The sequence below is a fragment of the Shimia sp. R11_0 genome (assembly GCF_017744035.1).
GTDB lineage: Bacteria > Pseudomonadota > Alphaproteobacteria > Rhodobacterales > Rhodobacteraceae > Shimia > Shimia marina.
The window spans coordinates 81,239-107,894 of record NZ_JAGHQY010000003.1; the positions used below are offsets into that span (position 1 = coordinate 81,239).

Annotated in this window: 29 protein-coding genes; 15 read left to right on the forward strand and 14 right to left on the reverse strand. The window is 57.8% G+C overall.

Going from position 1 to position 26,656, the window contains the following annotated elements:
• Nucleotides 1-15: 15 nt before the first annotated feature.
• From J7382_RS07350 to J7382_RS07370, 5 genes are all read right to left on the reverse strand, one after another.
• Nucleotides 16-1,551, reverse strand: coding sequence for a Ppx/GppA family phosphatase (locus tag J7382_RS07350; protein WP_209068438.1), 1,536 nt, complete (start codon nt 1,549-1,551; stop codon nt 16-18).
• 84 nt (nt 1,552-1,635) lie between these two features.
• Nucleotides 1,636-3,810, reverse strand: a complete 2,175-nt coding sequence (locus J7382_RS07355; RefSeq protein WP_209068439.1) for an RNA degradosome polyphosphate kinase — start codon at nt 3,808-3,810, stop codon at nt 1,636-1,638.
• A 110-nt stretch (nt 3,811-3,920) separates the two neighbouring features.
• The gene (locus J7382_RS07360) at nt 3,921-4,598 is read right to left on the reverse strand and encodes a DnaA/Hda family protein (RefSeq protein ID WP_058240024.1); all 678 of its coding nucleotides are present in this window, start codon (nt 4,596-4,598) and stop codon (nt 3,921-3,923) included.
• Nucleotides 4,599-4,624: 26 nt separating this feature from the next.
• A complete protein-coding gene (locus J7382_RS07365) occupies nt 4,625-5,701 on the reverse strand; it encodes an AI-2E family transporter (protein WP_209068440.1) in 1,077 nt (358 codons plus the stop codon).
• Between the two features lie 99 nt (nt 5,702-5,800).
• A complete protein-coding gene (locus J7382_RS07370; protein ID WP_209068441.1) occupies nt 5,801-7,477 on the reverse strand; it encodes a GAF domain-containing hybrid sensor histidine kinase/response regulator in 1,677 nt (558 codons plus the stop codon).
• A gap of 402 nt (nt 7,478-7,879) precedes the next feature.
• Between J7382_RS07370 and proS the strand changes: the two genes are divergently transcribed.
• The 3 genes from proS to J7382_RS07385 all read left to right on the forward strand — a co-directional run bounded on the left by proS (nt 7,880) and on the right by J7382_RS07385 (nt 11,392).
• Nucleotides 7,880-9,232: a proline--tRNA ligase gene (gene proS, locus J7382_RS07375; RefSeq protein WP_209068442.1), complete on the forward strand. Its 1,353-nt coding sequence runs from the start codon at nt 7,880-7,882 to the stop codon at nt 9,230-9,232.
• Nucleotides 9,233-9,429: 197 nt separating this feature from the next.
• Nucleotides 9,430-10,716, forward strand: coding sequence for a lipoprotein-releasing ABC transporter permease subunit (locus tag J7382_RS07380; protein ID WP_247744901.1), 1,287 nt, complete (start codon nt 9,430-9,432; stop codon nt 10,714-10,716).
• Nucleotides 10,709-11,392, forward strand: coding sequence for an ABC transporter ATP-binding protein (locus J7382_RS07385; RefSeq protein WP_209068443.1), 684 nt, complete (start codon nt 10,709-10,711; stop codon nt 11,390-11,392). Before J7382_RS07380 ends, J7382_RS07385 begins: the two co-directional genes overlap by 8 nt.
• 23 nt (nt 11,393-11,415) lie before the next feature.
• Here the strand turns inward: J7382_RS07385 and J7382_RS07390 are convergent, their stop codons facing one another.
• Complete coding sequence (locus J7382_RS07390) at nt 11,416-11,955, reverse strand: N-acetyltransferase (RefSeq protein WP_209068444.1); 540 nt, start codon at nt 11,953-11,955, stop codon at nt 11,416-11,418.
• Nucleotides 11,956-11,994: 39 nt separating this feature from the next.
• A complete protein-coding gene (locus J7382_RS07395) occupies nt 11,995-12,657 on the reverse strand; it encodes a DNA-3-methyladenine glycosylase I (protein WP_209068445.1) in 663 nt (220 codons plus the stop codon).
• 113 nt (nt 12,658-12,770) lie between these two features.
• Here J7382_RS07395 and J7382_RS07400 point away from each other — a divergent pair, with 113 nt between their 5' ends.
• From J7382_RS07400 to J7382_RS07450, 11 genes are all read left to right on the forward strand, one after another.
• The gene (locus J7382_RS07400) at nt 12,771-13,055 is read left to right on the forward strand and encodes a hypothetical protein (protein WP_209068446.1); all 285 of its coding nucleotides are present in this window, start codon (nt 12,771-12,773) and stop codon (nt 13,053-13,055) included.
• Nucleotides 13,056-13,332: 277 nt separating this feature from the next.
• Nucleotides 13,333-14,034: a hypothetical protein gene (locus J7382_RS07405; protein ID WP_209068447.1), complete on the forward strand. Its 702-nt coding sequence runs from the start codon at nt 13,333-13,335 to the stop codon at nt 14,032-14,034.
• 198 nt (nt 14,035-14,232) lie between these two features.
• On the forward strand, nt 14,233-14,865 hold the full coding sequence (locus tag J7382_RS07410) for an ATP-dependent Clp protease proteolytic subunit (RefSeq protein WP_058240032.1): 633 nt from the start codon (nt 14,233-14,235) through the stop codon (nt 14,863-14,865).
• Between the two features lie 136 nt (nt 14,866-15,001).
• Nucleotides 15,002-16,267 carry an ATP-dependent Clp protease ATP-binding subunit ClpX gene (gene clpX / locus J7382_RS07415; RefSeq protein ID WP_209068448.1) on the forward strand — a complete coding sequence of 422 codons (1,266 nt, stop codon included), beginning with the start codon at nt 15,002-15,004 and terminating at the stop codon, nt 16,265-16,267.
• A 19-nt stretch (nt 16,268-16,286) separates the two neighbouring features.
• Complete coding sequence (locus J7382_RS07420; RefSeq protein WP_209068449.1) at nt 16,287-16,805, forward strand: hypothetical protein; 519 nt, start codon at nt 16,287-16,289, stop codon at nt 16,803-16,805.
• 218 nt (nt 16,806-17,023) lie between these two features.
• Nucleotides 17,024-17,293, forward strand: coding sequence for a glutaredoxin (locus J7382_RS07425; protein WP_209068450.1), 270 nt, complete (start codon nt 17,024-17,026; stop codon nt 17,291-17,293).
• A 93-nt stretch (nt 17,294-17,386) separates the two neighbouring features.
• Entirely contained in the window at nt 17,387-17,770 is a 384-nt protein-coding gene (locus J7382_RS07430; RefSeq protein WP_209068451.1) for a RidA family protein, read from the forward strand.
• Between the two features lie 7 nt (nt 17,771-17,777).
• Nucleotides 17,778-18,671 (forward strand): DMT family transporter, encoded by an 894-nt coding sequence (locus J7382_RS07435; protein ID WP_209068452.1) that lies wholly within the window; start codon nt 17,778-17,780, stop codon nt 18,669-18,671.
• Nucleotides 18,672-18,777: 106 nt separating this feature from the next.
• On the forward strand, nt 18,778-19,164 hold the full coding sequence (locus J7382_RS07440; protein WP_209068453.1) for an NADH:ubiquinone oxidoreductase subunit NDUFA12: 387 nt from the start codon (nt 18,778-18,780) through the stop codon (nt 19,162-19,164).
• 5 nt (nt 19,165-19,169) lie between these two features.
• On the forward strand, nt 19,170-19,619 hold the full coding sequence (gene mlaD / locus J7382_RS07445; RefSeq protein WP_058240038.1) for an outer membrane lipid asymmetry maintenance protein MlaD: 450 nt from the start codon (nt 19,170-19,172) through the stop codon (nt 19,617-19,619).
• 4 nt (nt 19,620-19,623) lie between these two features.
• Complete coding sequence (locus J7382_RS07450; RefSeq protein WP_247744902.1) at nt 19,624-20,127, forward strand: DUF2155 domain-containing protein; 504 nt, start codon at nt 19,624-19,626, stop codon at nt 20,125-20,127.
• Here J7382_RS07450 and aat read toward each other — a convergent pair.
• From aat to accB, 3 genes are read right to left on the reverse strand one after another with little or no spacing between them, the layout of a single operon-like run.
• Nucleotides 20,082-20,708, reverse strand: a complete 627-nt coding sequence (gene aat / locus J7382_RS07455) for a leucyl/phenylalanyl-tRNA--protein transferase (RefSeq protein ID WP_209068454.1) — start codon at nt 20,706-20,708, stop codon at nt 20,082-20,084. The genes J7382_RS07450 and aat overlap by 46 nt on opposite strands.
• Nucleotides 20,709-20,727: 19 nt before the next feature.
• A complete protein-coding gene (gene accC / locus J7382_RS07460) occupies nt 20,728-22,080 on the reverse strand; it encodes an acetyl-CoA carboxylase biotin carboxylase subunit (RefSeq protein ID WP_209068455.1) in 1,353 nt (450 codons plus the stop codon).
• A gap of 10 nt (nt 22,081-22,090) precedes the next feature.
• Complete coding sequence (accB, locus tag J7382_RS07465) at nt 22,091-22,600, reverse strand: acetyl-CoA carboxylase biotin carboxyl carrier protein (protein WP_209068456.1); 510 nt, start codon at nt 22,598-22,600, stop codon at nt 22,091-22,093.
• Between the two features lie 454 nt (nt 22,601-23,054).
• Here accB and J7382_RS07470 point away from each other — a divergent pair, with 454 nt between their 5' ends.
• Nucleotides 23,055-23,633 (forward strand): hypothetical protein, encoded by a 579-nt coding sequence (locus J7382_RS07470; RefSeq protein ID WP_209068457.1) that lies wholly within the window; start codon nt 23,055-23,057, stop codon nt 23,631-23,633.
• A gap of 20 nt (nt 23,634-23,653) precedes the next feature.
• On the opposite strand, the gene J7382_RS07475 is transcribed toward J7382_RS07470, so the two are convergent.
• The 4 genes from J7382_RS07475 to J7382_RS07490 form a co-directional block, all read right to left on the reverse strand.
• Nucleotides 23,654-24,196 (reverse strand): LuxR C-terminal-related transcriptional regulator, encoded by a 543-nt coding sequence (locus tag J7382_RS07475; RefSeq protein WP_058240239.1) that lies wholly within the window; start codon nt 24,194-24,196, stop codon nt 23,654-23,656.
• Between the two features lie 128 nt (nt 24,197-24,324).
• Entirely contained in the window at nt 24,325-25,035 is a 711-nt protein-coding gene (locus J7382_RS07480) for an ABC transporter substrate-binding protein (protein ID WP_209068458.1), read from the reverse strand.
• Nucleotides 25,036-25,289: 254 nt separating this feature from the next.
• The gene (locus tag J7382_RS07485; RefSeq protein ID WP_209068459.1) at nt 25,290-26,147 is read right to left on the reverse strand and encodes a DUF302 domain-containing protein; all 858 of its coding nucleotides are present in this window, start codon (nt 26,145-26,147) and stop codon (nt 25,290-25,292) included.
• Nucleotides 26,144-26,521 (reverse strand): DUF4345 domain-containing protein, encoded by a 378-nt coding sequence (locus J7382_RS07490; protein ID WP_209068460.1) that lies wholly within the window; start codon nt 26,519-26,521, stop codon nt 26,144-26,146. Before J7382_RS07490 ends, J7382_RS07485 begins: the two co-directional genes overlap by 4 nt.
• Nucleotides 26,522-26,656: the final 135 nt, after the last annotated feature.

Consider the following 26,656-nt stretch of genomic DNA (forward strand, 5'->3'; position numbering starts at 1 on the left):
TTAATCTTTGAGGCGTCAGTCTTTGACGCGCACAGAGGGGGTTGCGTTCAGCGCGGTTGCCAAGGCGTTGAAGCGGGCTTCGGCCACTTCCCCATAGAGCGCACCGGTGGAGGTGGGCAGTTTCAGGTGCAGTTCAGCCTTTTTGGGGTGATAGCGGAGCGTGCCCATGTTGTCGCTGTCTTCCTGCCAGAGCATGGCGCCAAAGCGCATGGCTTTGCCGATGACCTCGGCATGATGGCGGTCTTTGTCGCTGAGCAAGGCGGCGAGTTCCTCAAAGCGGGTGCCCTCGGCTTTGTTGCGGTAGCGGTGCAGCAGGGACAGGCCCAGAAACAGGCGCTCGCTGTGTTTGAGACCACCCAGATTGGCGCGGGTGGTGCTGTCAAACACGGTTTCGGCGCGGTAGTCTGGATGGGCGCGCCAGCTCACATCATGCAACAGGCAGGCGGCCTTGATCAGGCGCAGTTTCTCCGGGCGGGCGGATTTGAAGATTGGGAAGATGAACTTGTAGAGTGCCTTGCCAAAGCCCGGAATGCGGGCGTCTTTGGCCTCCATGAAGCGGCAGGCCTCAATCAGCGGGTCGCGCTCGCGGATGCGGTCTGACATCTGTTCATAAAGCACGCCTTCGCGGATGCCATAAGAGCTGATGGCGATGTCATGGGGTTTGAAGCGGCGCAGCACGCCTTTGAGCACCTCGATGGCGAGGGGCACCAGCGCCATACGGGAGCTTGAGACGCCGCAGCGGGCGCGCAGCTCATCGGGGTCCTGTTCCTGAATGTAGCGGGCGGTGTCACGCACGGAGGTGGCGGTCATGCGGTATTCATGCAGCACCTTGAGCGGGTAGCCGCGGCGCTCCATGTCGATGCGGGCAATGGCCCGCCAGCTGCCGCCCACAAGAAAGAGGCGGTTCCGCTGGCTGCCCATCTGTTGGTAGAGCGCATCCAGCGTGTCGTTGATGAAGGCGCGGCGGCCTTTCTTGCCGCCTTTGACGTCGCGCAGTTTCAGCGGCCCGAGGGGTGAGGTGACGCGCCGGCCGACCTGACCGTCGTTGATTTCGGCAAGCTCCATGGAGGCCCCGCCGATGTCACAGATCAGACCGTAGGCACCGGGCCAGCCGGTGAGCACGCCCTGTGCAGAGAGGCGGGCCTCTTCGGCACCGTCAATCACATGGATGGTGACGCCGGTCTCTTGCTGCACCTGCGCGCAGAACTCCGGGCCATCGGAGGCTTCGCGCACGGCGGCGGTGGCCACGGCGGTGAGCTCATTGACCTGCATGGTGCGGGCAATCTGCGCAAAGCGGGCAATGGCGGCAAAGGCACGTTCGCGACCCTTTGGGCTGAGCGTGCCGGTTTCGGCAATGCCCGCGCCAAGCGCACACATGATTTTTTCATTGTAGAAATAGGCCGGGCTGCGGGCGGCGCCATCAAACACCACAAGGCGTACGGAGTTGGAGCCCACATCCACCACGCCGACACGCGACAGTGCCCGTGCATCTGGATCTTCGAAAATCGGGTGATCAAACAGAGCGTGATCTTGCTGGGGGAAATCGGGCATGTCTCGTCAGTCGTTGCCAAAAGGACGCGTGGGTGCACAGAAAGAGTGCGCCACGCCTCCTTTTGGGTCAATCACTTACTGAGGTCAATCGTCTGTGTGGGTGAGTTTGGGCACATCGGACGCGCCAGCAGATCCACGCCCGGAAAGCGAGGGGTTTTCCATGAAGAACCGGTGGCAGTTGAAGGCAAAAGCCCCCTCCGGCACTGGGGTGCGCTCAAAGCTGCCATCGGGCTTCATGATCCAGCTCTGAGCCACATCGGCCATATTGGCGGCCATGACCTGTGACATGATCTGAGCTTTCACGGTGGCGTTTTTCACTTCCACAAGGGTTTCGACGCGGCGGTTGAGATTGCGGCCCATCCAATCGGCGGAGGACATGAAGATCCGGGCTTTCTTGTTGGGCAATTCCTGACCATTGGCAAAACAGACAAGGCGGGAATGTTCCAGAAAACGGCCCACAATGGATTTGACGCGGATGTTGTCTGACAGGCCTTCGATGCCGGGGCGCAGACAGCAGATGCCGCGCACCACCAGAGAGATTTTCACACCCGCCTGTGAGGCGGCATAGAGCGCGTCAATCACCTCTGCATCCACCAGTGAGTTCATCTTGGCCCAGATGGCGGCAGGTTTGCCTGCGCGGGCGTTGTCCGCCTCCTGTCCGATCAGTTCAAGCAGGCGTGGTTTCAGCGTGATCGGAGAGATCGCGAGGTTGTCGAGTTTTTCCGGCTCCACATAGCCTGAGAGGTAGTTAAAGACCTTGTTGGCATCCCGCCCCAGATCCGCATCACAGGTGAACAGGCTGACATCGGTGTAAATCTTGGCCGTGATCGGGTGGTAGTTGCCGGTGCCATAGTGGGTGTAGGTGACCAGTTGATCGCCTTCTCGGCGCACCACGGTGGAGATTTTGGCGTGGGTTTTCAGATCCAGAAACCCGTAGACCACATGTGCGCCCGCGCGTTCCAGGCGGCGGGATTGGCGAATGTTGGCGGCTTCGTCAAAGCGGGCTTTCAGTTCCACCAGCGCGGTCACGGATTTGCCGTCTTCGGCGGCCTCACAGAGTGCTTCGACGATGGGGGATTTCTTGGAGGTGCGGTAAAGTGTCTGTTTGATTGCCACCACATTGGGATCGCGCGCCGCCTGTTGCAGGAAGCGCACCACCATGTCGAAGGTCTCATAGGGGTGGTGCAGCAACATGTCTTTCTGACGGATGGCCGCAAACATATCGCCGTCAAAATCCTGCACCCGTTCTGGCACCCGTGGTGTGAAAGACGGCCAGAGCAGATCTGGTCGGCTGTCGACCACCAGTTCCTTGAGGTCGGCGAGACCGATCATACCGTCGATATCCACCACCTCGTCGCCGGTGACCTCCAGCTCTTGCATGATGAGTTTTTTCAGCGCACCGGGGGCATCGGCGGAAATTTTCAGGCGGACCACTTCGCCACGCCGCCGCCGTTTGAGCGCCACTTCGAATTCGCGCACGAGATCTTCGGCTTCGTCCTCAACCTCAAGATCGCTGTCGCGCAGGACGCGGAAGGCACAATGGCCTTTGGCTTTGTAGCCGGGGAACACGCTGTCCAGATGTACCAGAAGCAGTTCTTCGAGCGGCAGGGCGCGGATGATGCCCTGTGAGGCGGGCAGGAAGACAAAGCGGTCGATCTGATTTGGGATCGGCAGAAGCGCCTTGAGTGTGCGTTTGTCTTTCTTTCGCTCCAGCTGCAGGGCGAGCGAAAAGCCGGTGTTGGGGATGAAGGGGAAAGGGTGAGCCGGGTCGATGGCCAGCGGGGAGAGAATCGGAAACACCCGCGTCATGAAGACGTCGGCGAGAAAGGCGAGATCGTCTTCCGAGAGCGCAGTGCGATCCAGAATTTGAATGTTGTTGCCTTCAAGCTCCTCGCGCAGGTTGTTGAAGATGCGCTGCTGATCCTGAAGCAGATGGCGGGCGTCGGCGTTGATCAGCACCAGCTGTTCGGCGGGGGAGAGCCCATCCTGCGCCGGGGTGGTGTTGCCTTCGCGGACAAGCTCACGCAGGCCCGCGACGCGCACGGTGTAAAACTCATCAAGGTTGGTGGCAGAGATCGACAGGAAGCGCAGACGTTCCAGCAGGGGCACGCGGAGGTTTTCGCTTTCCTCCAGCACACGCCAGTTGAAGCCCAGCCAGCTGAGCTCGCGGTTGTGGAAACGATCAGGGCCCGTGAAGTCGGCATTAGGCAGCGCAACGGCGGGCGGGAAGGCGGAGGTCAGAAAGTCAGCTTGAGTCATGGGGCTCTCATGCCATTGGCAGGTAACGAGAAGATGACTGTAGGCGGGTTTATCTGTGGGGTCCAGAGCAGGTGCAAGCGCCCGTGCCGCGCCAGAGGTGCCTGCTTGTGTTATGAGTTGTCCGGATTGCCCAGAAGCTGTTTGACTAGGGCTTTGGTGATCGGACGTTTCTGTGCCATGGAGAGGTGATCAAGCGCAGCCACCACATGAATGGTATCCACAAAGCTGCGGTTCATGTTCTTGGCAATATAGGTCAGCACATCTGGCGGCGGGGTCAGTTGCCGGTCGACAAACTGTTTTGCCATGACGGCCATCAGCAGAATGTCGTCAGGCTGCTCCAATGTGGCGATGGTGGTGCCTTGCACGCGGGACAGCAGATCCGGCAGGGTCAGCCCCCATTGCAGAGGCGCGCCCACGCCGGTGAGCAGCAGGGTTTTGCCCTCGGCGAGGATCATGTTGTGCAGGTGAAACAGCGCGGTCTGGGCATCGGGATTGTCAGAGATCAGATGCACATCTTCCACGGCGACGGGCTTCTTGATCAGCGCGGGCACGACCTCTTTGGTCAGGCCGCTGGCGGTTACGATATGGGCATCGGCCATGGCTGCCCAGACATGGGTGAGGTGGGTTTTGCCTGCACCCTGTGGCCCGGACAGCACCAGTTTGCCCCCGGCCCAGTTTGGCCAGAGGTCCACAAGACCAAGGGCCATGGCGTTGGCGGGGCTGACGTAGAAATCATCACGCCCAAGGGCTGCCCTTACGGGCAGGTCAAAATTTAGCTGTTCAGCCATATGCTTTACGGGCGTCCTGCGCGCTTTTAGATCTCTGAGTCGCTCTCTTTTTCGCTGAGTCCGCGATAGAGCTTGGAGGACATGTATTGGCCGGTGACGAAACGTGCAAGCACACCGATGGCCGCAGCAACAGGAACCGCCACCAACATGCCGACAAATCCAAACAATGCGCCAAAGACGGAGAGGGCCAGCAGCAGCCAGACCGGATGCAGCCCAACGGATTTACCCACCAGTTTGGGGGTGAGGATGTTGCCCTCAACCATTTGACCAATCATGAAAATCGCCGCCACGAGTCCGATGTTGAACCATTCGCCCCAGAACTGAAACAGCGCCAGCCCAATCGCCAGCGCGCCGCCAATCAGGGCGCCGAGATAGGGAATGAAGGTGACAAGCCCGGCAATAAAACCAACCACCAGACCAAAATTCAGCCCCACAACCATGAGGGCAACCGCGTAATAGGTGCCCAGGATCAGGCAGACGGTGCCCATGCCGCGTACAAAGGAGGCGAGGGTTTTGTCGATGTCAGCGGCCAGACGGCGAATGATTGGGGCATGATCTCGGGGCAGCAGCCGGTCGATTTCTGCAATCATGCGATCCCAGTCGAGCAGGAGGTAAAAGGCCACCACGGGGGCAATCACAAGCAACATCAGCACATTGAGCAGCGACATGGCCGAGCTGAGGGCACCTTTCAGCACTTCCCCGCCACGTTCTTGGAGGAGTGTGCCAATTTGGTGCAGGGTCTGGCTCATCACCGAGTCTGGCTGTGTGAGACTGGGGAAGCGCTCGGAGACAAATGTGCGCAGCTGTGCAAAGACTTCTGGCAGCGTATCTACAAGCTCTGTGGCCTGGCTGATCAGCGACGGCACCACAGCGAGAATGCCAACCACAAAGATCAAGAGGCCCAGAACGGTGATCACAGCCGTTGAGGCAGCACGTGACAGGCCGCTGTCTTCGAGACGGTCGGCGAGTGGATCCAGAAAATAGGCAATAGCGCCCCCCAGAATGAAGGGCAAAAGCACATCCCCAAGCGCCCAGAGGATCAGGGCGAACACAACAATAAAAATACCCCAGAACTGAAACTGCTTATGGGCGGGTAGGGCCATGACTGCGGGCTCCGTCACATGAATGTCTGTTGCAAGTCATCGCCGAAGCGGCCTCAGGTTGCAAGTCATAGGGAGGAAGGCCCGCGGGTAGCGGCCAATCTATGCACGGGTTTCGCAAAAACTGAGCAAGTCGGCGCGGGTCAGAGGTTTGCTGAGGCAGTGGTCAAACCCGGATTGCAAATAGGCCTGTTGCTGGTGCGGCATGGCGTTTCCAGTCACGGCGACCAGCGCCATTTTGCGGGGCCGCAGGCAGCGTTCCATTTCTGCGCGCAGGGTTTGTGCCACGTCCTCGCCGCTCATGCCGGGCATGTGGATATCGAGAAACAGCATGTCAAAATTGCCGTCCTGCGCTTTGGTCAGCGCCTCCGTGCCATTTTCGGCATGTGTCACAGAGGCGCCGAGTGTTTCCAGTTGCTTGCCCAGCACAAGGCGGTTTGACGCGCAATCATCGGCCACCAGCACTTTGGTGTGCGCGAGCGGTTTGCAGGGTGTTGGCAGGGGTTCCCCTTCGGTTGCGGAGGCGGGTGCCTTGGGCATGGGAAGGGTGACAGTGAAGGCGCTGCCAACGTCGGGCGTGCTTTTGGCTGTAATCGTGCCGGACATGATCTTCACGAGTTTCTGCACAATGGACAGACCCAGCCCGGTCCCGCCCTTGCGGCGCGCGACAGAGATGTCTGCCTGTTGGTAGGGCTTGAAGATCGTGGAGAGCTGAGAGGGGGTCATGCCACAACCGGAGTCCAGAACGCTCACCTCAAGCAGATCGCCTTTGATGTCCAGGATGACTTCGACAAAGCCGTTTTCGGTGAACTTGAGCGCATTAGAAATCAGATTTGTGAGAATCTGCCGCAGCCGGAAGACATCGCCAAGGCGCAGTTGCGTTTCGGCTTCGGGCGGGCAGGAAAAACTGAGGTCTACGGCCTTGGTCTCAGCGCTGGCACGGTAGAGTGTGAGCACATCTGACAGGGCCCTCTGGGGGGAGAAAGGCAATACTTCCAGCTGTAGATGCCCCGCGTCAATCTTGCTGATGTCTAGGGTGTCGTTGAGTATGCGGATCAGCCCTTTGGCGGAAGCTTCGACCGTCACCAGGAGCTCGGGCCAGTCATCGCTGTCGGGATTGTCTGTCAACTGTGTTGAGATCAGATCCACCGCGCCGATGATGCCATTGAGGGGCGTGCGGATTTCATGGGTGACATGGGCCAGAAAATCTTCTCGGGCGCGGGCGGCGGCGTTGGCCTGTTCCTCAGCCTGCTGCGCAAGGCGCGCGGCATTTTTCAGGGCGATCTGCTCATTGGCGCATATGGCGATTTGTTGCAGAACCTGATGGTCTTCAGAGGACCAGTTGCGCGGTTTGTCATCGATCACACAAAGCGCGCCAATCGGGGTGCCATCTGGCAGGTGGATGGGCATGCCCAGATAGGAGATCACATTGATGTCTTTGACCGCGCCATTGTAGCGCAGCACCGGGTGTTGGCGGGAATCATCAACAGAGAGCGGCGCATCTGTGGCGCGCACATATTGACAGAAAGAATGGCTCAGCGGGGTCTGTCGCGCAGCGGCGACTGTCTCCGGAAGGCCCAGATGGCTTTTGAAATACTGACGGTCGTGGCGGGGCTGCACAATACTGATCAACGCCACAGGAGCATCGACAACACGGCGGGCCAGAGAGGTCAGATTGTCAAAGGTTTGTTCGGTGGGGGCGTCCACGAGACCGAGGTCGATCAGAACCTGATCGTCGGCGGGCGCCACGCCAAGATCTGCGTGAGCTGATTGTTTCATTCTGTTACTCGCAACTGAGCGGTGACCGCTACTCTTTACAAAAAAGCGGCTTATGGGCGGAGATATGGGATATTTGACCCCTCAGTGCCGCATTCTGCAGCCGCTGGGGATATCTGAGCGCAAAAGCGTTAAGCCTTCCTAAATTTTTGATCAGGGCGGTTGGCGTTATGTGTCAGATTTTTAAGCAAATGATAGCGTTCTGGTCTTGGCGAAGGGGCTGCCTGAGGCCGGGTTGCGTGGGGGATGACACTGTGCCGTGCTTTGCGGGAAGAGGGTGAAGGGCGCGTTCGTTTTGCGGGCTTGGCTTGCCACGCGCAGTTGATTGGGCTAGCCCATGGCGAAAGTCGATCCATGGTTGGTGGCCTTGCGGGCTTCTGACCCCATCCGAGAGAGTGAGTGCCGATGCGCCTGTCCCGCTATTTCTTGCCTGTGTTGAAGGAAACACCTGCTGATGCACAGATTGTCAGCCACCGTTTGATGCTGCGTGCTGGCATGATCAAACAATCCAGCGCCGGGATTTACTCCTGGTTGCCTCTGGGCTTCAAAGTGCTGCGCAAGATTGAGAATATCGTGCATGAAGAACAGATGCGCGCGGGCCATATTCCGATGCAGATGCCAACGCTGCAATCTGCGGATCTGTGGAAAGAAAGCGGGCGCTATGACGCTTATGGTGAAGAGATGCTGCGCATCAAAGACCGCCATGACCGCGACATGCTTTACACGCCAACCGCAGAAGAGCTCATCACCGATATTTTCCGCTCCAATGTGAGCTCTTACAAAGATCTGCCGCTGACCATGTATCAGATCCAGTGGAAGTTCCGGGATGAGATCCGCCCGCGTTTCGGCGTGATGCGCGGCCGCGAGTTCTACATGAAAGATGGCTATAACTTTGACCTCACCAAAGAGGATGCGCTGCACGCCTATAACCGCCATCTGGTGAGCTATCTGCGCACCTATGAGCGTATGGGCCTTCAGGCGATCCCGATGCGCGCGGATGGGGGGCCGATTGGCGGCGATTATACCCATGAATTCCTCGTGCTGGCGGAAACCGGTGAATCTGAGGTCTTCTATGACAGCGCGGTGACCGATCTGACCTTTGGGGATCGTGAGATTGATTATGACAGCGTCGCGCAATGTCAGGGTGTGCTGGAGGAGTTTACCTCCAAATATGCGCGCACGGATGAGACTCATGATGAGGCGCTGTTCAACGAGATCCCGGAAGAGCGCCGCCGTGTGGCGCGTGGCATCGAAGTGGGGCAGATTTTCTATTTCGGCACCAAGTATTCTGACGCGCTGGGCGCGCAGGTGCAGACCGCTGAGGGCGAAAAGGTTTCCGTGCATATGGGCAGCCATGGCATTGGTGTGAGCCGTCTGCTGGGTGCGATCATCGAAGCCAGCCATGACGACAAAGGCATCATCTGGCCGGAAGGTGTGACGCCATTTCATGCGGGCATCGTGAACCTCAAGCAGGGTGACGCAGAAGCGGATGCGGCCTGTGAGGCGATTGAAAAGGCGCTGGTCGCCGCTGGGCTTGAGCCGCTTTATGATGACCGTAAAGAGCGTGCGGGGGGCAAGTTTGCCACCATGGATCTGATTGGTCTGCCATGGCGCATCACAGTGGGGCCACGGGGCCTGAAGAATGGCGTCGTGGAACTGACCAGCCGCCGCACCGGGGAAAGCGAGGAGCTGGCACCGGAAGCGGCGGTGGCCAAGTTGATTGAGATCTACGCCAACCACCGTGTGGTTGGGCTGTAAGCTCTGCGAAAATAAGCGCCTTGCGGCGCGCTGATTTGAGAAAACCCCGCCTGTGGCGGGGTTTTTTGCCTCTGGCGGGGATATTTAGGGTCAAGCGAAGGCGGGCTGTTGCGCAAAGAGGGGGATCTGGCCTGCCGGTGCCTTGACCCGGTGGGGAGCCACTCCTAGGGTCGCGCCAAACAAGATATGGAGCAGATATGGCTGGGCAGACGGCACCGTTTTCACGGTTTGAATGGATGATTGCCTGGCGCTATTTGCGCGCGCGGCGGGCCGAAGGTGGCGTGAGCGTGATGACCTGGATCAGCCTGATCGGCATCACGCTGGCGGTGTTTGCCTTGATTGCCACTTTGGCCGTTAGGGCCGGGTTTCGGGCGGAGTTTGTGGACACCATTTTGGGTGCCAATGCCCATGCCACGGTCTATCAGAGTGGGGAGATGTCCGAAACGGGGCAGATCGACCGCACCATTCACGATTTTGACGCCATGGCGGCGCGACTGCGCGGTGTTGAGGGGGTGACACGGGCCGCACCACTGGTGAAGGGGCAGGTCATGGCCAGCCTGCGCAGCCGCAACGCAGGCGTTGAAGTCTTTGGCATGCGCGCAGAGGACCTTGCAGAGTTGCCGCGGATTGCCGACCCTGCGACCAGCGATGGCGATTTGGCGCGCTATGCAGAGGGCATTGCCATTGGCGCCGGGGTGGCGCGGGAGCTGGGGGCCTTGGTGGGGGATCGCATCAAGATCATTTCCCCCAATGGGGTGAAAACTGCTTTTGGCACCTCGCCACGTGTGAGCAGCTTTGAGGTGGTCTATATCTTCTCGGCGGGGCGCTATGACATTGATCGCACACGAGTTTACCTGCCGTTTGAGCAAGCGCAGCTGTTTTTTGAACGCGACGGTGTGGCTGACGAGATCGAAGTCATGGTGCAGGTGCCTGAAGAGGTGGACCAGATGGTGGTGCCTCTGATGCAGGCGGGTGGCGACCGGGCTTTGGTCTGGACCTGGAAGCAGGCCTCTGGCGGGTTTCTCAATGCATTGGAGGTGGAGGACAATGTGATGTTTGTGATCCTCTCCATTCTGGTGCTGATTGCCACCATGAACATTGTCTCCGGTCTGGTGATGCTGGTGAAAAACAAAGGGCGCGACATTGGGATTTTGCGCACCATGGGGCTGACAGAAGGCTCTGTGCTGCGGGTGTTTTTCATCTGTGGCGCTTTCACCGGTGTGATCGGCACGGCGATGGGGGTGCTGCTGGGCTGTCTGTTTGCGCTGTATATTGATCCGATTTTTGCCTTTGTGAATGTGCTGTTGGGCGGGGAAGCCTGGGATCCGTCGATCCGGGGGATCTACCATTTGCCAGCCAAACTGGCCTTTGGCGATGTTGTGAGCGCCGTGGCGCTGTCGCTTGGGCTGTCTTTTGTGGTCACGATTTTTCCGGCCCGGCGGGCGGCGCGGATGAACCCGGTGGAGGCGTTGCGCTATGAGTGAGATTGTGTTGCAGCTTGAGGGGGTCACGAAGCTCTATAACAAGGGGCTTGCCGGGGAAATTCAGGTGCTGCGTGGTGTGGATCTGCAGCTTAAGGCCGGGGAGATGGTAGCCCTTGTGGCCCCGTCAGGTGCCGGGAAATCCACGCTTCTGCATATGGCGGGATTGCTGGATACGCCGGACGCGGGGACGGTGGAAATTGGCGGGCAGCGGCTCTCTGGAAAGTCTGATCGGCAGCGCACCAAGGCGCGGCGGCAAGACATCGGCTTTGTCTATCAGTTTCATCATCTGCTGCCGGAATTCAGCGCGGAAGAAAACATCGCGCTGCCGCAGATGGCCAATGGCGTAAGCCGAGGGGCGGCTGTGGCGCGGGGACAGGCGCTTTTGGAGACCGTTGGGGTGGCGCATCGTGCGGGGCATCGGCCTGCGGAATTGTCGGGCGGGGAGCAGCAGCGGGTGGCCTTTTGTCGGGCGCTGGCCAATAAGCCACGGATTTTGCTGGCAGATGAGCCGACCGGCAACCTTGACCCCACCACCAGCGATCAGGTGTTTGATGCGCTGATGACCCTGGTGCGGGAGACCGGGCTGGCGGCGTTGGTGGCCACACACAACATGGAGCTGGCAGCGCGGATGGATCGGATCGTGAAGCTGGAAAACGGTGTGTTGGTGGCGGGATAAGCCGCGCCAACGGTCTCTTTGTGCTACCAGATGCGTGGGTCGTTCAGTGCCGCGACACAGCGGCAGTCGCCTTTGAGGGCCGTGAAGGGCGCTTCTGTGAGGGATTGGCCGATCCAGCCATGCGGATAGCTGAGGGGCAGGGGGGCTTTGGCCACATCGGTGCTGATCGGCTGATAGCCGGTTTTTGCGTAAAATGCCGGGTCGCCGTAGGTGATCGCGATCTCAACACCTGCCGCGCCAAGCGCCTGATGGGCCTGAGACAGCAGAGATTGCCCCAGCCTGCGGCCCTGATAGGCTGTCGCGATGGCCATGGGCGACAGGATGAAGACGCGGCGCGGATCCTTGGCATAGCGCAGGCGACTAAACAGCGCTGCGCCGATCACTGTGTCCCCCTCGGAGAGGGTAAAGACATATAGGTCGGCAGGCGCGGTGGTGGTGAGCAGGTTTTTTACCACCGCAGCGACCAATGCGCCTTCTTCCGCTGTGTCGGAAACGGTGAACGTCTCCGCGAAAAGGGCGATGAGCTCGGCGTGCTTGTGGGCGGACTTCGCTGAAAATTCCATATCTGAGGGCCTTTCTGTGTGAGGGGCGATCAGAGCTTGTCAGACGCTCATCGCCAGCACGCGGCTGATTTCGGTGAGGGAGCGCCCGGATTGATCCATCCAGATATTGAAAGCTCCCTGCACCTTTTTCATCGCGCCCTTGGAGGTGGGCTGTTTGTCCACCACGCCTTCGGCAATCAGGCGGGCCACCACATCGCGGGAGAGGATGAAGCTGTCTTTGCCCAAGAAGCGCAGCGCATATTGACCGGTGTTGCCGCCGATGCGGGAGCCACCTTTTTTCATGAACTCTAGTTGACTGATGTAGTCCGTTGACGCCCAGCCGCCAAGCACGACACCTGCGCCGCCTTGGTCACGCAGGGATTGGATGAAGTGGGCGTTCTCAATCACGGTGCGGATTTTGGGTCCGTTGCGCACGATGGCGGTGTCGCTCATCAGGCGGTCCATGTCCTCATCATGCAAAAAGGCGCAGCGATCCACATCAAAACCGTGGAAGGCGGCCTCAAAGCCCTCCCATTTGTTTTCGATCACCTGCCAGTTGAAGCCTGCTTGGAAGACACCTTTGGTGAATTGCGCCAGCCAGCGGTCTTCTGGGATTTGGGCGAGTTCGGCGGCGGATTTGGGTTTGGTCAGCTGGGCGTTGAGGGCATCGGCGCCGCCTTTGCGGTCGGCGGCGATGGCAAAGATCTCGTCGAAGGTGCGCATGGGGTGGTCCTATTTAGACATATTGAAAGTTAGCTAGGCAATCATAAGATGCAAGGAACATCGGGTCGGGGAAGCTGATTTCTGGAGACGGCCCATGCTTTTCGGAGACTAAAATGAGTTTAAGTGAAGATAGTACTATCTCTTCAAAAGCTATGATCGCCATCGTCTGTTGGCCAGTGTTTGTTTGGCTTATTGGGGGGATTATCGCCTTTTTGGCAAGCTTGGGTGGGTGCCAGATCTCCTCTCAGGGGCCTCAACCTTGCGAAATCTTGGGGCTTGATTTGGGTGCTGTGCTCTATCCTTTGTGGGGTTTAGGATTTTATTTGTTGTACGTGTTCCTCTGGATTCCAATCGGTTTGGTGATTGTTGGTTTGATCCGAGCGTTTCGAAACGTCTAATGGTAAGCCTGCTGAGGATAACTCCAAGACCAGTGTTTGCCGACACCGCGCACGAACCGAGGGGCAAAAAAAGCGAAAGCGTTCGGGTTTTGCCGGATGCAAACCTTTGGTTTCACGGGGCAGGTCACCTTTGAGAAGCATGCTGCGCAAGCTCATGTCGGTTGAGAGGTCTCTGTAGTAAATTGATTTGACAAGTGGGAGTGCAATCCCAGGTAGCGAGGTGCTATAAGGGTTTGTTTCCATTGGTTGGGCAGCGCACGTGAATAGGTCGAGCAAAATGAAAGATCGTCTAAAGCTTATCGCGATCCTTGTTTTTCTATTGCCGACAATGTTGGTTGCGGAAGAAGTCATTCAGGTGGGTCGCGAGGATTTTCGCGCTTACTTGCATGACATCGTAGACTTCCAAGAGACGGCAGCGAAGCCCTTTCCGGGGACGACATACTCCGCGAGGATACCCTTTTCTGGGTTATCGGTGCACGACCGTTTTCGTGGCCAAATTCCGGTTTTGCGATTGCACGGCAATCGCACGTTTGGAGTGAATTACGGGGCACCTAGCAACCCTTTGGAGGTGGGGGCCAAGAGGTCTGGGAAGTCAACGCTGCAAACAGTTTTGTCGGACGATGAGGGGGGTGACATTTTCCTGACTTCTCGTGTGTTTGAACCAACCATCATGGCCCGAGATCGCGCAGTTGGGTTTGGCACTATTGTGGTTAGATTTGTGAACAGGCAGTTTGTTTTTGGCTTTGATCTTCAACCGCTCAATGACAAGGAAGGGGCCGAACCAGTTGCGGTTGTGAGCTTCTTTGGAGAGGATGGTGCGCCTATCGGTACCCCAATTCGACTGACCCGGTTTGGCCGCTACACATTTGCAACAAGGGATTTGGAAAGAAAGGTCAAAGGTATCGAGTTCATCAATACAGGTGGCGCTCCAATCGGCATTGACGACGTTGTCTTTGAGTTGCCCCTTCATCTGGGGTGAGGAAACGGCGTTAACAGAGTTGGCAAATGGAGCGCCAAAGCCCGTGGGCCATTCAGATTTGATCCCTCAAGCCCCGCCTCTTTACCTCCCCTTAACCCAAAAATCCTTAGGTGGCCTTGCAGCCCCTCAAACCCAATACTAAGACTCTCTTGGTAGGGTCCGACGGGCGGGCCGCAACGTGATCAACAGGCAGGCGTTATGAAAGACCCTTTTGAAACCTATATGAATACACTTGTGCCCATGGTTGTGGAGCAAACCAGCCGGGGCGAACGCGCGTATGACATCTTCTCGCGCCTGCTCAAAGAGCGCATCATCTTCCTCAACGGCCCGGTGCATGACGGCATGTCGTCCCTGATCGTGGCGCAGCTTTTGCATCTTGAGGCGGAAAACCCCTCCAAAGAGATCAGCATGTACATCAACAGCCCCGGCGGCGTGGTGACCTCTGGTCTGTCGATCTATGACACCATGCAGTACATCAAGCCGAAGGTCTCCACGCTGGTGATTGGTCAGGCGGCCTCCATGGGCTCTCTGCTGCTGACCGCGGGTGAGGCGGGCATGCGTTTCTCGCTGCCCAACTCGCGCGTGATGGTGCACCAGCCTTCTGGGGGCTATCAGGGGCAGGCGACGGACATCATGATCCACGCCGAAGAGACGCTGAAGCTGAAAAAACGTCTCAACGAAATCTATGTGAAGCACACCGGCCGCACCTATGAAGAGGTGGAGAGCGGGCTTGAGCGCGACAACTTCATGAGCCCGGAAGAGGCCAAGGAGTGGGGTCTCATTGATGAGATCGTGGAAAATCGCGCCAAGGGTGACGACGCAGAAAGCTGACAATAAAGGCGCCCGGTCACGTGAGAGCGAGATCGGGCACTTTCGCATTGTGCCCACTTTCCGGCTGTCTTAAGCTGGCGGGAACGTGGGATGCCCCTTCCAAATGGGGGCAGACTTTTGGCCTGAAAGGTAAGACATGTCGAACACGTCCGGTGGTGACAGCAAGAACACTCTCTATTGTAGCTTCTGCGGCAAGAGCCAGCATGAGGTGCGCAAACTGATTGCGGGCCCCACCGTATTCATCTGTGATGAATGTGTTGAACTCTGCATGGACATCATCCGGGAAGAGACCAAAGCCAGCGGGCTGAAGTCTTCGGAAGGGGTGCCAACCCCGCGTGAAATCTGCGATGTGCTGGATGACTATGTGATTGGTCAGGCCATGGCCAAGCGGGTGCTCTCTGTGGCGGTGCACAACCACTACAAGCGCCTGAACCATTCTGAAAAGAGCGGTGATATTGAACTGAGCAAATCCAACATTCTGCTGATTGGCCCCACGGGCTGCGGTAAGACCCTGCTGGCGCAGACGCTGGCGCGGATTCTGGATGTGCCGTTTACCATGGCGGATGCCACCACGCTGACCGAAGCGGGCTATGTGGGCGAAGATGTGGAGAACATCATCCTCAAGCTGCTGCAGGCTTCTGAGTATAATGTGGAGCGCGCACAGCGCGGCATCGTCTATATTGACGAGGTCGATAAGATCACGCGCAAGTCTGAGAACCCGTCGATCACCCGCGATGTGTCAGGCGAAGGGGTGCAGCAGGCGCTGCTGAAACTGATGGAAGGCACCGTGGCCTCCGTGCCGCCCCAAGGTGGCCGCAAGCATCCGCAGCAGGAATTCCTGCAGGTGGACACGACCAATATCCTGTTCATCTGTGGTGGGGCCTTTGCGGGTCTGGACCGCATCATCAAGCAGCGCGGCAAGGGCAGCGCGATGGGCTTTGGCGCAGATGTGCGTGATGAAAGCGAAGCGGGCATTGGGGAGACCTTCAAAAACCTTGAGCCGGAAGATCTGCTCAAATTTGGTCTGATTCCGGAATTTGTTGGCCGTCTGCCGGTTCTGGCAACGCTGGAAGATCTGGATGAAGACGCGCTGGTGATCATTCTGACACAGCCTAAGAACGCGCTGGTGAAACAGTATCAGCGTCTGTTTGAGCTGGAAGAGGTGCAGCTGACCTTCACCGATGATGCGCTGAGTGCGATTGCACGCCGCGCGATTGAACGCAAAACCGGTGCGCGCGGCCTGCGCTCCATCCTCGAAGAGATCCTGCTGGACACCATGTTTGAGCTGCCCGGTCAGGAGAGCGTGACCGAGGTTGTGGTGAATGAAGAAGCGGCCACCGGTCAGGCAGCCCCTCTGATGATCCACGGCGAAGGTGAGAAAGAGCCTGCTGAGGCGGGGTGATTTGAGCTGAGATCAAATCATGTGGTTTTTTAAGGGATTGGCCAATGTTGGGATGACATTGGCCTTTTTCTATTTTTGCGGCTGGTGGCTATTTGTGGGGTGGCCAGAGAAGATCAGGCGCGAAGAGGATCCGATCTATGCGATGCGATTGTTTGAAGACCTGGTTCCGGTTGCCGAGGTGCTCGCCACGCGCCGGTATCACCACCGCGGAGCGGAGGCATGGGATTGTAGTTTTGCGGTCGTTCGGATAGCGGACGGTGCACCAGAGGTGCCGCCGAGTCGTGCATGGGACTCTGGAATGGGGTGGCAGTTTGCTTTTGGCGGAGACTGGAAGCCCACTCCGTCGCCCGCACTTGGGAACAGCACGCGCAACGCGCTTGGGTTTTGTTCGCATGATTTCTCCAAAGAGCTGGTTGCGGAGCTACAACGGATCATGACGACCACCGGAGCTTGGTATAGCCGGGACCGGGTTGGAGAGACGCTTTACATCTATGCACCGGAGCCTCGGCTGGCAGCGCGCATACGGTTTGGTGATTGACTGACACGGTTGTGGCACGGGGGCGAGATAAAGCTTACCGTGACGGGGTGCGTTCTGCCCGTAGAGATGTGTAAGGCGCCCTAGTTGCGGGGCGCGCATTCACCCGAGGATATTTTGGGAAAAGAAAGCGGAGGCCCACGCAAATGTGAGCGGGGATGCATTGTTTGTTTCGGTCGGGTTTCCGATATCGGGCAGCAGACAATAAAGGATCGTTTTGAATGCCCAAAGCCGTACTCTATCGCATGGATTTGCCCAATTATACCTGTGGCTATGGCACCGCTGCGCGGGATCTGCTCAAGCGGGAGAAGTTTGAGATTGAAGAACATGTGCTGCGCACGCGGCGGGAGACCGATGCCTTCAAAGACAAGCATCACATCACCACCACACCGTTGATTTTTATCGATGGGGTGAAGATTGGTGGGTTTACTGATCTGAAGAAGCATCTGAACGCGCAGAAGCCGCAGAAAAAGCGGTTCTGGCAGCGCTGACAGCAGGTCGATTTGTGGGCGCATGGCGAGGGCCATTGACAGTCGCTGCGTGGCAGAGGATGTCTTCTGTGACCATAATTTCAGGAGGCTGTCATGTCTGTACGTCACATTTCCACCGGATCCCCCTTTGAAGAAAAAATCGGGTATTCCCGGGCGGTTGTGGCCGATGGCTGGGTCTTTGTCTCCGGCACCACGGGCTATGATTATGAGACCATGACATTGCCGGAAGATGTGGTGGATCAGTGCCGCAACACGCTTGCGACCATCGGCAAAGCGCTTGAGGAGGCAGGCAGCAGCCTCGATGATGTGGTGCGGGTGACCTATATTCTGCCCGACGGCAGCGATTTTGAGAAATGCTGGCCGGTGACCAGCGAAGTCTTTGCCAAGGCCAAGCCAGCGGCGACCATGGTGATTGCACAGCTGATGGAAGAGGCGATGAAAATCGAGATTGAAGTGACCGCGCGCGTGTCGCGGTAAGAGGACCATGAGCGCCCATATCGCCACAGACCGTGCCGCCAACCGGCTTGGCAGTCTTTTTATGATTGCCGCCATGGCGGGATTTGCCGTTGAGGATGCTTTTCTCAAGGCGGCGGCGCGGGATTTGCCAATTGCGCAGGTCATGGTGCTTTTTGGCGGTGGGGGCGCAATGGTTTTTGCCCTTTGGCTGCGGGCCAAGGGGCAGGCGCTGGCACCGAAGGCGGTGCTGTCGCGGCCGATGCAGGTGCGGGTGTTTTTTGAGATCATCGGGCGGTTGTTTTTCACGCTATCGCTGGCGCTGACGCCGTTGAGCTCCACAACGGTGATCTTGCAGGCCACGCCGCTGGTGGTGGTGGCCTTTGCGGCGCTGGTGCTGGGTGAACGGGTGGGCTGGCGGCGCTGGCTGGCGATTGTAATCGGGCTTGCGGGCGTTGTGCTTGTGGTGCGTCCGGGGGGCGACAGTTTCTCTGTGATGTCTTTGCTGGCGGTGATTGGCATGCTGGGCTTTGCCGGGCGGGATCTGGCCAGTCGCGCGGCGCCAGCTAGCCTGAGTACGGCTGTTTTGGGCCTCTATGGCTTTCTGGCGATTGTTTTGGCTGGCGCACTTTATGGGGGGCTGTGGGAGCGGCAGAGTTTTCATACGCCGCCACCGATGGCTTTGCTGGCGGTTCTGGCAGCCGTGGCCTGTGGTGTCTTTGCCTATAGCGCCTTGATGAAAGCGATGCGCACCGGTGAGGTTTCTGCGGTAACGCCGTTTCGCTACAGCCGCTTGCTGTTTGGCGTGGGGCTGGGGGTTGTGGTGTTTGGCGAGGCGCTTGATCAGATGATGATCCTGGGCAGTGTTTTGATTGTGATGTCCGGCTTTGTGATTCTGTGGCGAGGGCGGTCTGCGCAGGGGTGAGGCGCAAATGCGCCCGCTGCGCCAATTTGCGCGCAACTGTCTGTTTCGCGGACTGGACCTTTGGCCCTAAATCGGTCATATGAAGGGAGAATTTGCGGAGACACCCATGGGCATTCTGAGCACGATCAACAATGTTTTTACCTGGTGGAATGGCGCCACGCTGAACACCAAGCTGTTCACGGCCCGCAAAGGCGTGAAGGTTGGCGAAGATGCGGAGGGCAATGTCTATTACCGTACGGCCAATGATTCCAAGCGCTGGGTGATGTTCAACGGCGAGGCGGAGGCCAGCCGTGTGAGCGCAGATTGGCATGGGTGGCTGCATCGCACCTTTGATGAGGTGCCAAGCGAAAAGCCGCTGACCCACAAAGACTGGGAACTGCCCCATCAGGAAAACGTGACCGGCACGGCCTTGGCCTATGCGCCGGCAGGATCGATCCGTGCGGCCAAGGCGCCTGCGGAGCGGTCTGACTATGAGGCGTGGAGCCCCGAGTAAGCCCCATGTCGGCCGTTCGTACAGAGACCATCGTCGGCGCTGCGGTCGTGGCCGCAGCTGTTGGTTTTTTGCTTTACAGTGCACAGTTTGCCAATGTCAGTCGCGAGGCCGGAGGCTATGGGCTGACCGCGTCGTTCCGCTCTGTTGAGGGGGTGAGCGTGGGCACGGATGTGCGCCTTGCCGGTGTTAAGATTGGCACGGTGACAGATATCACGCTGGACCCGCAGACATTTCGAGCGCTGACCACATTGAGCGTGGCGCAGGGTATTGCGCTGCCAGATGACAGTGCGGTGGTGATCTCATCAGAGGGCCTGTTGGGAGGGAACTTTGTTGAAATTCTTCCCGGTGGCTCGCCTTTCAACTTTGAAGCGGGGGATGAGATTGAGGACACACAAAGCTCTGTGAGCCTGATTTCTCTCTTGCTGAAGTTTGTCAGTGGCAGTGGGGATGAGTGACGTGATGCGTGTTGGCAGATTTATGGCCATGGGGGCGGCGCTTGCCCTGCCTGTGCTGGCCGCTGCACAGGATATTCAGATTGAAATGTTGGATATCGAACCCTTGAAATATGAGCCGCTGGAGGTGCCTCTTGGGGATGTCACCAGTGAAACCGTGGTCGCGGCCACTGTGGGCGAAGGCGCAATGCTGCGGGGGCTGGATAAGCTCACCGGGCAGGTTGTGGATTTTGAGCTGGCCAATGGCTACTCGGTGAATTTTGGCACGTTGCGCGTGGATATGGCGCAGTGTCGCCATCCGAGCGAGAACCCAGCCGGGGAGGCCTACGCGTTTCTGTCGGTCTATGAAGATCGCGGCGCAGGCAGCAATCTGTTTCAGGGGTGGATGATTGCCAGTTCGCCCGCGTTGAGCGCGCTGGATCATGCGCGTTATGACGTTTGGGTGTTGCGCTGTCAGCTGGGCGCTCAGGCGCAGGCAGAGAGCACCTCTGAGGGGGAAGGCAGCGACTGAGCCCGTATGTCTGCGGTTTGGCGCAGCGCCCATGTCAGCAGCTTTTGATAGTCGGCGCGCGGAATTTCGATGGCGCCCAAAGAAGCGAGGTGATCGGTCAGGAACTGGGTGTCAAACAGGGTGAAGCCGCTGCGTCGCAGATGAGCGATCAGAAAGGCGAGCGCGATTTTTGAGCCATCTGTTTGTCGTGAAAACATGCTTTCGCCAAAAAACGCTGCGCCCAGCGTGACTCCATAAACCCCTCCGATCAAATTGGTGCCGTCCCAGACTTCCAGAGAATGTGCTTCTCCACGCTCAAAAAGCGTGACGTAGAGGTCATGGATGGTGTCGTTGATCCAGGTCTCTTCCCGATCTGCGCAGGCGCGCAGCACCCCCTCAAAATCCGCGTTCAGGGTAATGCGAAAGCCACCGCGTCGGATGCGGCGGGCGAGGCTGCGGGAGATATGGAAGCTATCAAGGGGAAAGACACCGCGCCGGATGGGATCGACCCAGAAGATCTCGTCGGTGTCGCGGTTTTCGGACATGGGGAAGACCCCCATGCCATAGGCGCGCATCAAGAGGTTTGCGGTGACCTCAGTCATGATGCGCGCCCATGTGGGTTCAGCCCTCAACCAGGTTGGTTTCGAGCCATTTTTCCAGCCAGTGAATGTTATACTCACCGGTGTGGATATCTTCTTCCTGAAGCAGCGCGTCAAACAGCGGTGTCGTGGTGTCGATACCGTCGATGATCAGCTCGCCCAAGGCGCGGTTCAGACGCGCAAGCGCCTCGGCGCGGTCCCGGCCATGTACGATCAACTTGCCAATCAAGCTGTCGTAGTAGGGGGGGATGGAGTAGCCATCATAAAGCGCACTGTCCATACGTACGCCAAGGCCGCCGGGCGCATGGAAGGCTGTGATCTTGCCGGGACGCGGGGCGAAATCCGGCAGTTTCTCAGCGTTGATGCGGACCTCAATCGCGTGGCCGTTGATGCTCAGATCGTCTTGACCAAAGGACATTGGCTGACCTGCGGCCACGCGGATTTGCTCGCGCACCAGATCCACACCAAAGATGGCCTCGGTCACCGGGTGTTCCACCTGAAGGCGGGTGTTCATTTCGATGAAATAGAACTCGCCATTCTCATAGAGGAACTCGATGGTGCCCGCGCCGATGTAGTTGATTTTCGCAACCGCGTCCGCACAGATTTTACCGATGCGCGCACGCTCTTCCGGGGTGATGGAGGGGCCGGGGGCCTCTTCAAATACTTTCTGGTGACGGCGCTGCAAAGAGCAGTCCCGCTCACCCAGATGTACCGCATTGCCCTTGCCGTCGCCAAACACCTGTATTTCGATGTGGCGCGGGGTGGTGAGGTACTTCTCGATATAGACTTCATCGTTGCCAAAAGCGGCTTTGCCTTCGGCGCGCGCGGTCATGAAGGCGCTTTCCATTTCAGCGGCGGTCTGCGCCACTTTCATGCCACGCCCGCCGCCACCGGCGGTGGCTTTAATAATGACCGGATACCCCATCTCTTCGCCAAGTTTCTTGGCGGCAGCAAGATCAGGCACGCCCCCGTCAGAGCCCGGTACGCAGGGCACGCCAAGTTTGATCATCGTGTCTTTGGCGGTGATCTTGTCGCCCATGATGCGGATGTGTTCCGCAGTGGGGCCGATGAAAGTGAGATCGTGGTCTTCCACAATCTGTACGAAGTTGGCGTTTTCCGACAGGAAGCCATAGCCCGGGTGGATCGCCTGCGCGCCAGTGACTTCGCAAGCGGCAATGAGGGAGGCCATGTTCAGGTAGCTGTCGGTGCCCGGTGCAGGGCCGATGCAGATGGCTTCGTCCGCCATACGCACGTGCATCGCATCCGCATCGGCGGTGGAATGTACCGCAACCGATTTGATGCCCATTTCGCGGCACGCGCGGATCACGCGCAAGGCGATTTCTCCGCGGTTGGCGATCAGGATTTTGTCAAACATGATCGAACCCTTATTCGATGATCACCAGCGGTGCACCGTATTCCACGGTGTCACCATCACCCACCAGAATGCGCTTCACAGTGCCCGCTTTGGGTGCCGGAATGTGGTTCATGGTTTTCATGGCTTCCACGATCAGCAGCGTGTCCCCTTCGGAGACAGTTTGGCCAACGCTCACAAAGGAAGCGGCACCGGGCTCTGGCTGCAGATAAATGGTGCCGACCATTGGGGAGGTCACAGCGCCCGGATGGCTGGCTGGATCGTCCTCAGAAGTGGCTGCTGGCGCTGGCGCTGCTGCTGGAGCCGCAGCAGGTGCAGCGACAGGGGCTGCAGCAGGTGCGGCAACGGCCATAGGGGCCGCCGCGGCGGCGATCATCTGTGTCTGGCGGCTGACACGCACATTCAGGCTGTCGTCCTCGCCATATTCGCGCATCACTTCCAGTTCAGTCAGGTCGTTGTCACGCAGCAGCTCCGCCAGTGCTGCGATAAAGGCCACGTCAGAATCGTGATTTTTGTTGCTCATTTTCTGTTTCTATCCCCTGCGCGCCTTGCGCGGTTGAGTCTTGTTGGTTTCCCCTGCGGCGCTTATAGAGAAAAAGCTGCCCCTAGGAAAGCTGAACTGGACTGTCAGATGGGGGGAAATCGCGCAAAATTCCAGTGTCAAAGCGCATGCGATTGCCCAAGAGTGGGATTTGTTCTTGTCGCGGTCTGCGCCACCAGAAACGACTTTCAATAGGCGGCCTGCGCGCTTGAAAGAGGGATGTCGGGATGAAATGGCCGGGGTATCCATGATTTCAGCGATCAGGTCGCTTAGCTCAAAAGCATTGCACCAGGCTGTCTACGTACATGGAAAGGGGCGATACATGTTGAGTTTGGTCTTTGCCTCTCATAAAACAACACTGCATTTGAATAAGGCTATGCCAGTGGTTTTGCCGACCCCCAAGCACAGCATTTAGACCAAAGAGAGTAACGTCCCAATGCGGATTGACTACACCAGAAAGATTGTTTTTCTCGCCAACACGAAAGTGGCTTCCACATCTTTAGAAGCAGCGCTTATGCGAGTTGGGTCGACATTGGGGCGCATCGATGGGCACTCAACGCTCAAGCACATCAATTACAGAGGTTACGAGCAAATCCAAAACACGATTGGCACAAAAGGGTTCAAGACGATTTGTGTTATTCGCCACCCGTTGAGCAAAGCGATGAGCTGGTACAAGTATCGCTCGCGGCCTGAATTGGATGGTCAGCCGCGTTCAACCAAAGGGAAAACCTTTGCTGAGTTTGTCTCGAGCGTGAACCTCAATGAAATAGATGACCGCCTGTTTATCAATGGTGCAGATGGTCAGCCCGGCGTGGACTATGTGTTCAAATATGAGCGCCTTGGTGTGTTGGAGGATTGGTTGAAATCTATTTATGGCGATGCGTTTGCGATGCCAGAATCCAATGTTTCACCGTCACTCTCTTTTGACGTGGATACTTCCAGCTTCATAAAACGTTTTGGTGATGTGGTTGATTGGTATGAGAGCGTGCCCGATACGCCTGTGGATATCGGCTAAGCTACAGATTTTTAAAATTTTTACAGTGGCATGCCGGAGAGTTTTGCCACCAGTTCCGCCAGTTTGCGGGCACCAAACTTGCGCAGCAGGCGCGCGCGGTACTCTTCGACCGTGCGATAGGAGAGGTCCAGCTCTAAACCAATTTCCTTGGATGTCATGCCACGACAGGTGAGAATGGCGACTTCGCGTTCGCGGGGGGTCAGCTCAACAACGGGTCGATCTTCGGAGAGATCCGCAAAGGACCAGACACTTTTGTGAAAGGGGCTATCCGGGGATGTGGACTGACCACGCACCCGGCACCAAAAAAGGCTGCCGTCGGCGCGGCACATGACGCGTTCGTCGCTGTAACGGCCGGTATCGCCCATGGCGGTATAGACCCGCTCGCCGAGCTTTATGAACTCTTCCGGCGTCGCGTAGAATTCCGCGATGGATTTATGGGTGCAAGAGGCCGCATCCACTTGAAACATTTCACCAAAACGGACGTTTGCCCGCTGAATGATGCGATTTTCCAAGATACAAAGCCCAACCGGGGCGTGATCAAATGCCAAAGCGTGCAGTTCCATGGTGCGCAGTGATGGCACAGCGACGCCGAAAGGGGAAGGCGCAAAGACACTCCCGGCCACAAAGAGAAAGGGCTGAGAAGAGGGAAGGGCGCCCCACCGAGATGGAGCGCCAGGCAACGTTTGACGTTTTAGGAGCCAAGACCGCCGTTGAAACGATCTCGCGCTGCGCGACCGTTGTCACTGTTTTCGAAGCAGACCAGCAAATCATGTGTCGCCAGAGGCGCCTCATGGAAGGCGAGCGCATCTGCATGTTTTGCCAGGCGGGGCTCGGAGGAGAGCATGTGTTCAAAGACGTTACGGTCAATCACTGCCGCATCCATGCGGCCAGCTGCGACTTTTTCGACGTTGGAAGCATCGGTTGGGCCCGCATCTACCTTGAGGGATCCATCCGCCACCATGGCATCAAACCGGGTTTCATTGACGTAGCCTTGGACAACGCCAATTTTGTATTTGGCGAGATCCTCATGGGTGGACCAGTCAAAGGCGCTGTCTTTGCGATAGATGAAGCCGACCGGGCTGGTGCCAAACGAGGCTGAATAGATGCAGCGATCGCCGCCATTTTCCGCATCGGCGGAGGCATCATAGTATTCTGGATAGACGCCAAGCCATGCAGGGTCTTTCGCGGCCAGATTGACAGCGCGATTCCATGGCAGCACTTCGGCGACAACCTCATCACCCGCAGCGGCAAAGGCGGCGGAAACCGCCTCGGTGCTGGTGCCTGAGGCATCAGCATTCACATAGGGTGGCCACTCCAGAGTGGTCAGTTGGACAGTTTCAGCCTGTGCGACAGCAGCGGTCAGAGCTGCGGCGGCGGCAAGAAAGCAGGTGGATTTCAGCATTTTGGTTCCAATATTGAAATGGGCAGTCTACTGGCGCTGAAATCACCACGAGACTCCTAATGTTTTCTTACTTTCTGCGCAGCCTGATGGGGGGAAGTGCGCCGAGTTTTAATGATGTTTTACCAGCTGCCAGCGACCGAGAGAGCGGCACAATTGTGGGATGTTTTGTTGCTGAGTGAGGCATGGTCGGGGGCTAAAAACGGATGGCGAGCAAGCCAACAGAGCGAACCGTTCGCTCGCCGAGTTTTCGTCACCTATTGTATGGCGCTTTTGAAGGTCTGGGTCAGACGTTCATTGAGGGCGTGGTGAGAGCGATCAGAGCTGCCGTAATGCAGCATCGCAAAGGCCGCGATGTCATTGTATAGCACATGCACCTGACCTGCGCGATCTTCATATACGAGCAGCTTTTGGCAGAATGCGTCTAGGCCAATCGCGGGATGGGCGCGCATGGCAATGCCGCCGGGGGCGGGGCCACCAAACAAAAGCACGATAGCATTGGGCAAGGTGATCCCCTCTGAGTGAGCATCCTTGGTGAAATCAATCTCTGCAAACCACAGGGTGTCTTGCTGCGCCGTCACGACGTCGCGCAGGTTTTGGACGGTGGTTTCAAAATCATGCGCTGAGAAGAGGGAGAGAATGCCGTGGTCTTTGGCCATTTGAGCGGTGGGAGCAGGCGCAGAAGGCAAGGTGACCTCGGACACAAGTGCCTCAAGAGTGGCGTTGAAGCGTGGCGCAAATTCTGCGCTGAGGCCATGACGGCGTTTGATAAAGTCAAAATCGGTATAGATGAGGCGGGCCTCTCCCGATTGATCATAGGCCAAAACGCGGAAGGGCAGATCCAGCCCCGCGCGTATGTTCTCTTTCAGGATTTGACTGTTGAGCTCTGCATCTGAGAGTAAGAGTACCCGTGCGGCGGGCATGGGTTGCCCGGCCTGTGTGGCGAGGCGGGCGTGATCAATGTCTGCAATGGTGTCGAGCTGCTCGACCTGTGCCTTTTTCTTGAGCGCCAGGATGGCGTCATCAACCTTGTTTTGGGTCGCGGGTGCAGCGCACAAAACACCAGCAAACAAGCACAGGCAAGCCGTCGCAAGAGCAGATCGTTGAGGTTTCATCGGGCACGTTGCTGGAGCGCGCGCCAGGCAAGGGTCGCGAAACCGAGCTCTGCAAGCAAATAGAACAGGAGAAGAGGGCTTGGCACACCGTCCATCACAAGGCTCAGCACGCGTCCAGCGGCCAATCCGCCCATGAACAGAAGCATGACCCAGAGAGCCGGGCGTATCAGTTCAGGCTTGCGTGCCGCGATCAACCAGAAAGCGGCATTTGTCAGATAGAGCCCCATAATGGCGCGGAAAACATGGGTATGGTTGGTGCCCTGCACCTCAAAACCGAGAAGAAAATGTAGTGTCTGGGCAGGGCTGACGCCATAGGAGAGGGCGATGGGAAACAGGCCAACGGCCCCAAGTATCAAAACAACAGGTGCTCTCATGGTCGCACTCCCGACAGTGTGAAGCGTAAATTCACTTTTTACGGGTGTCAGGATCGCAGGAAATACCCTTTGGTGAAAGTGCTGTTTGACTGACCTGTGCGGAGCCATAGAAAAGCCCTGCCAGATCGGATCCGG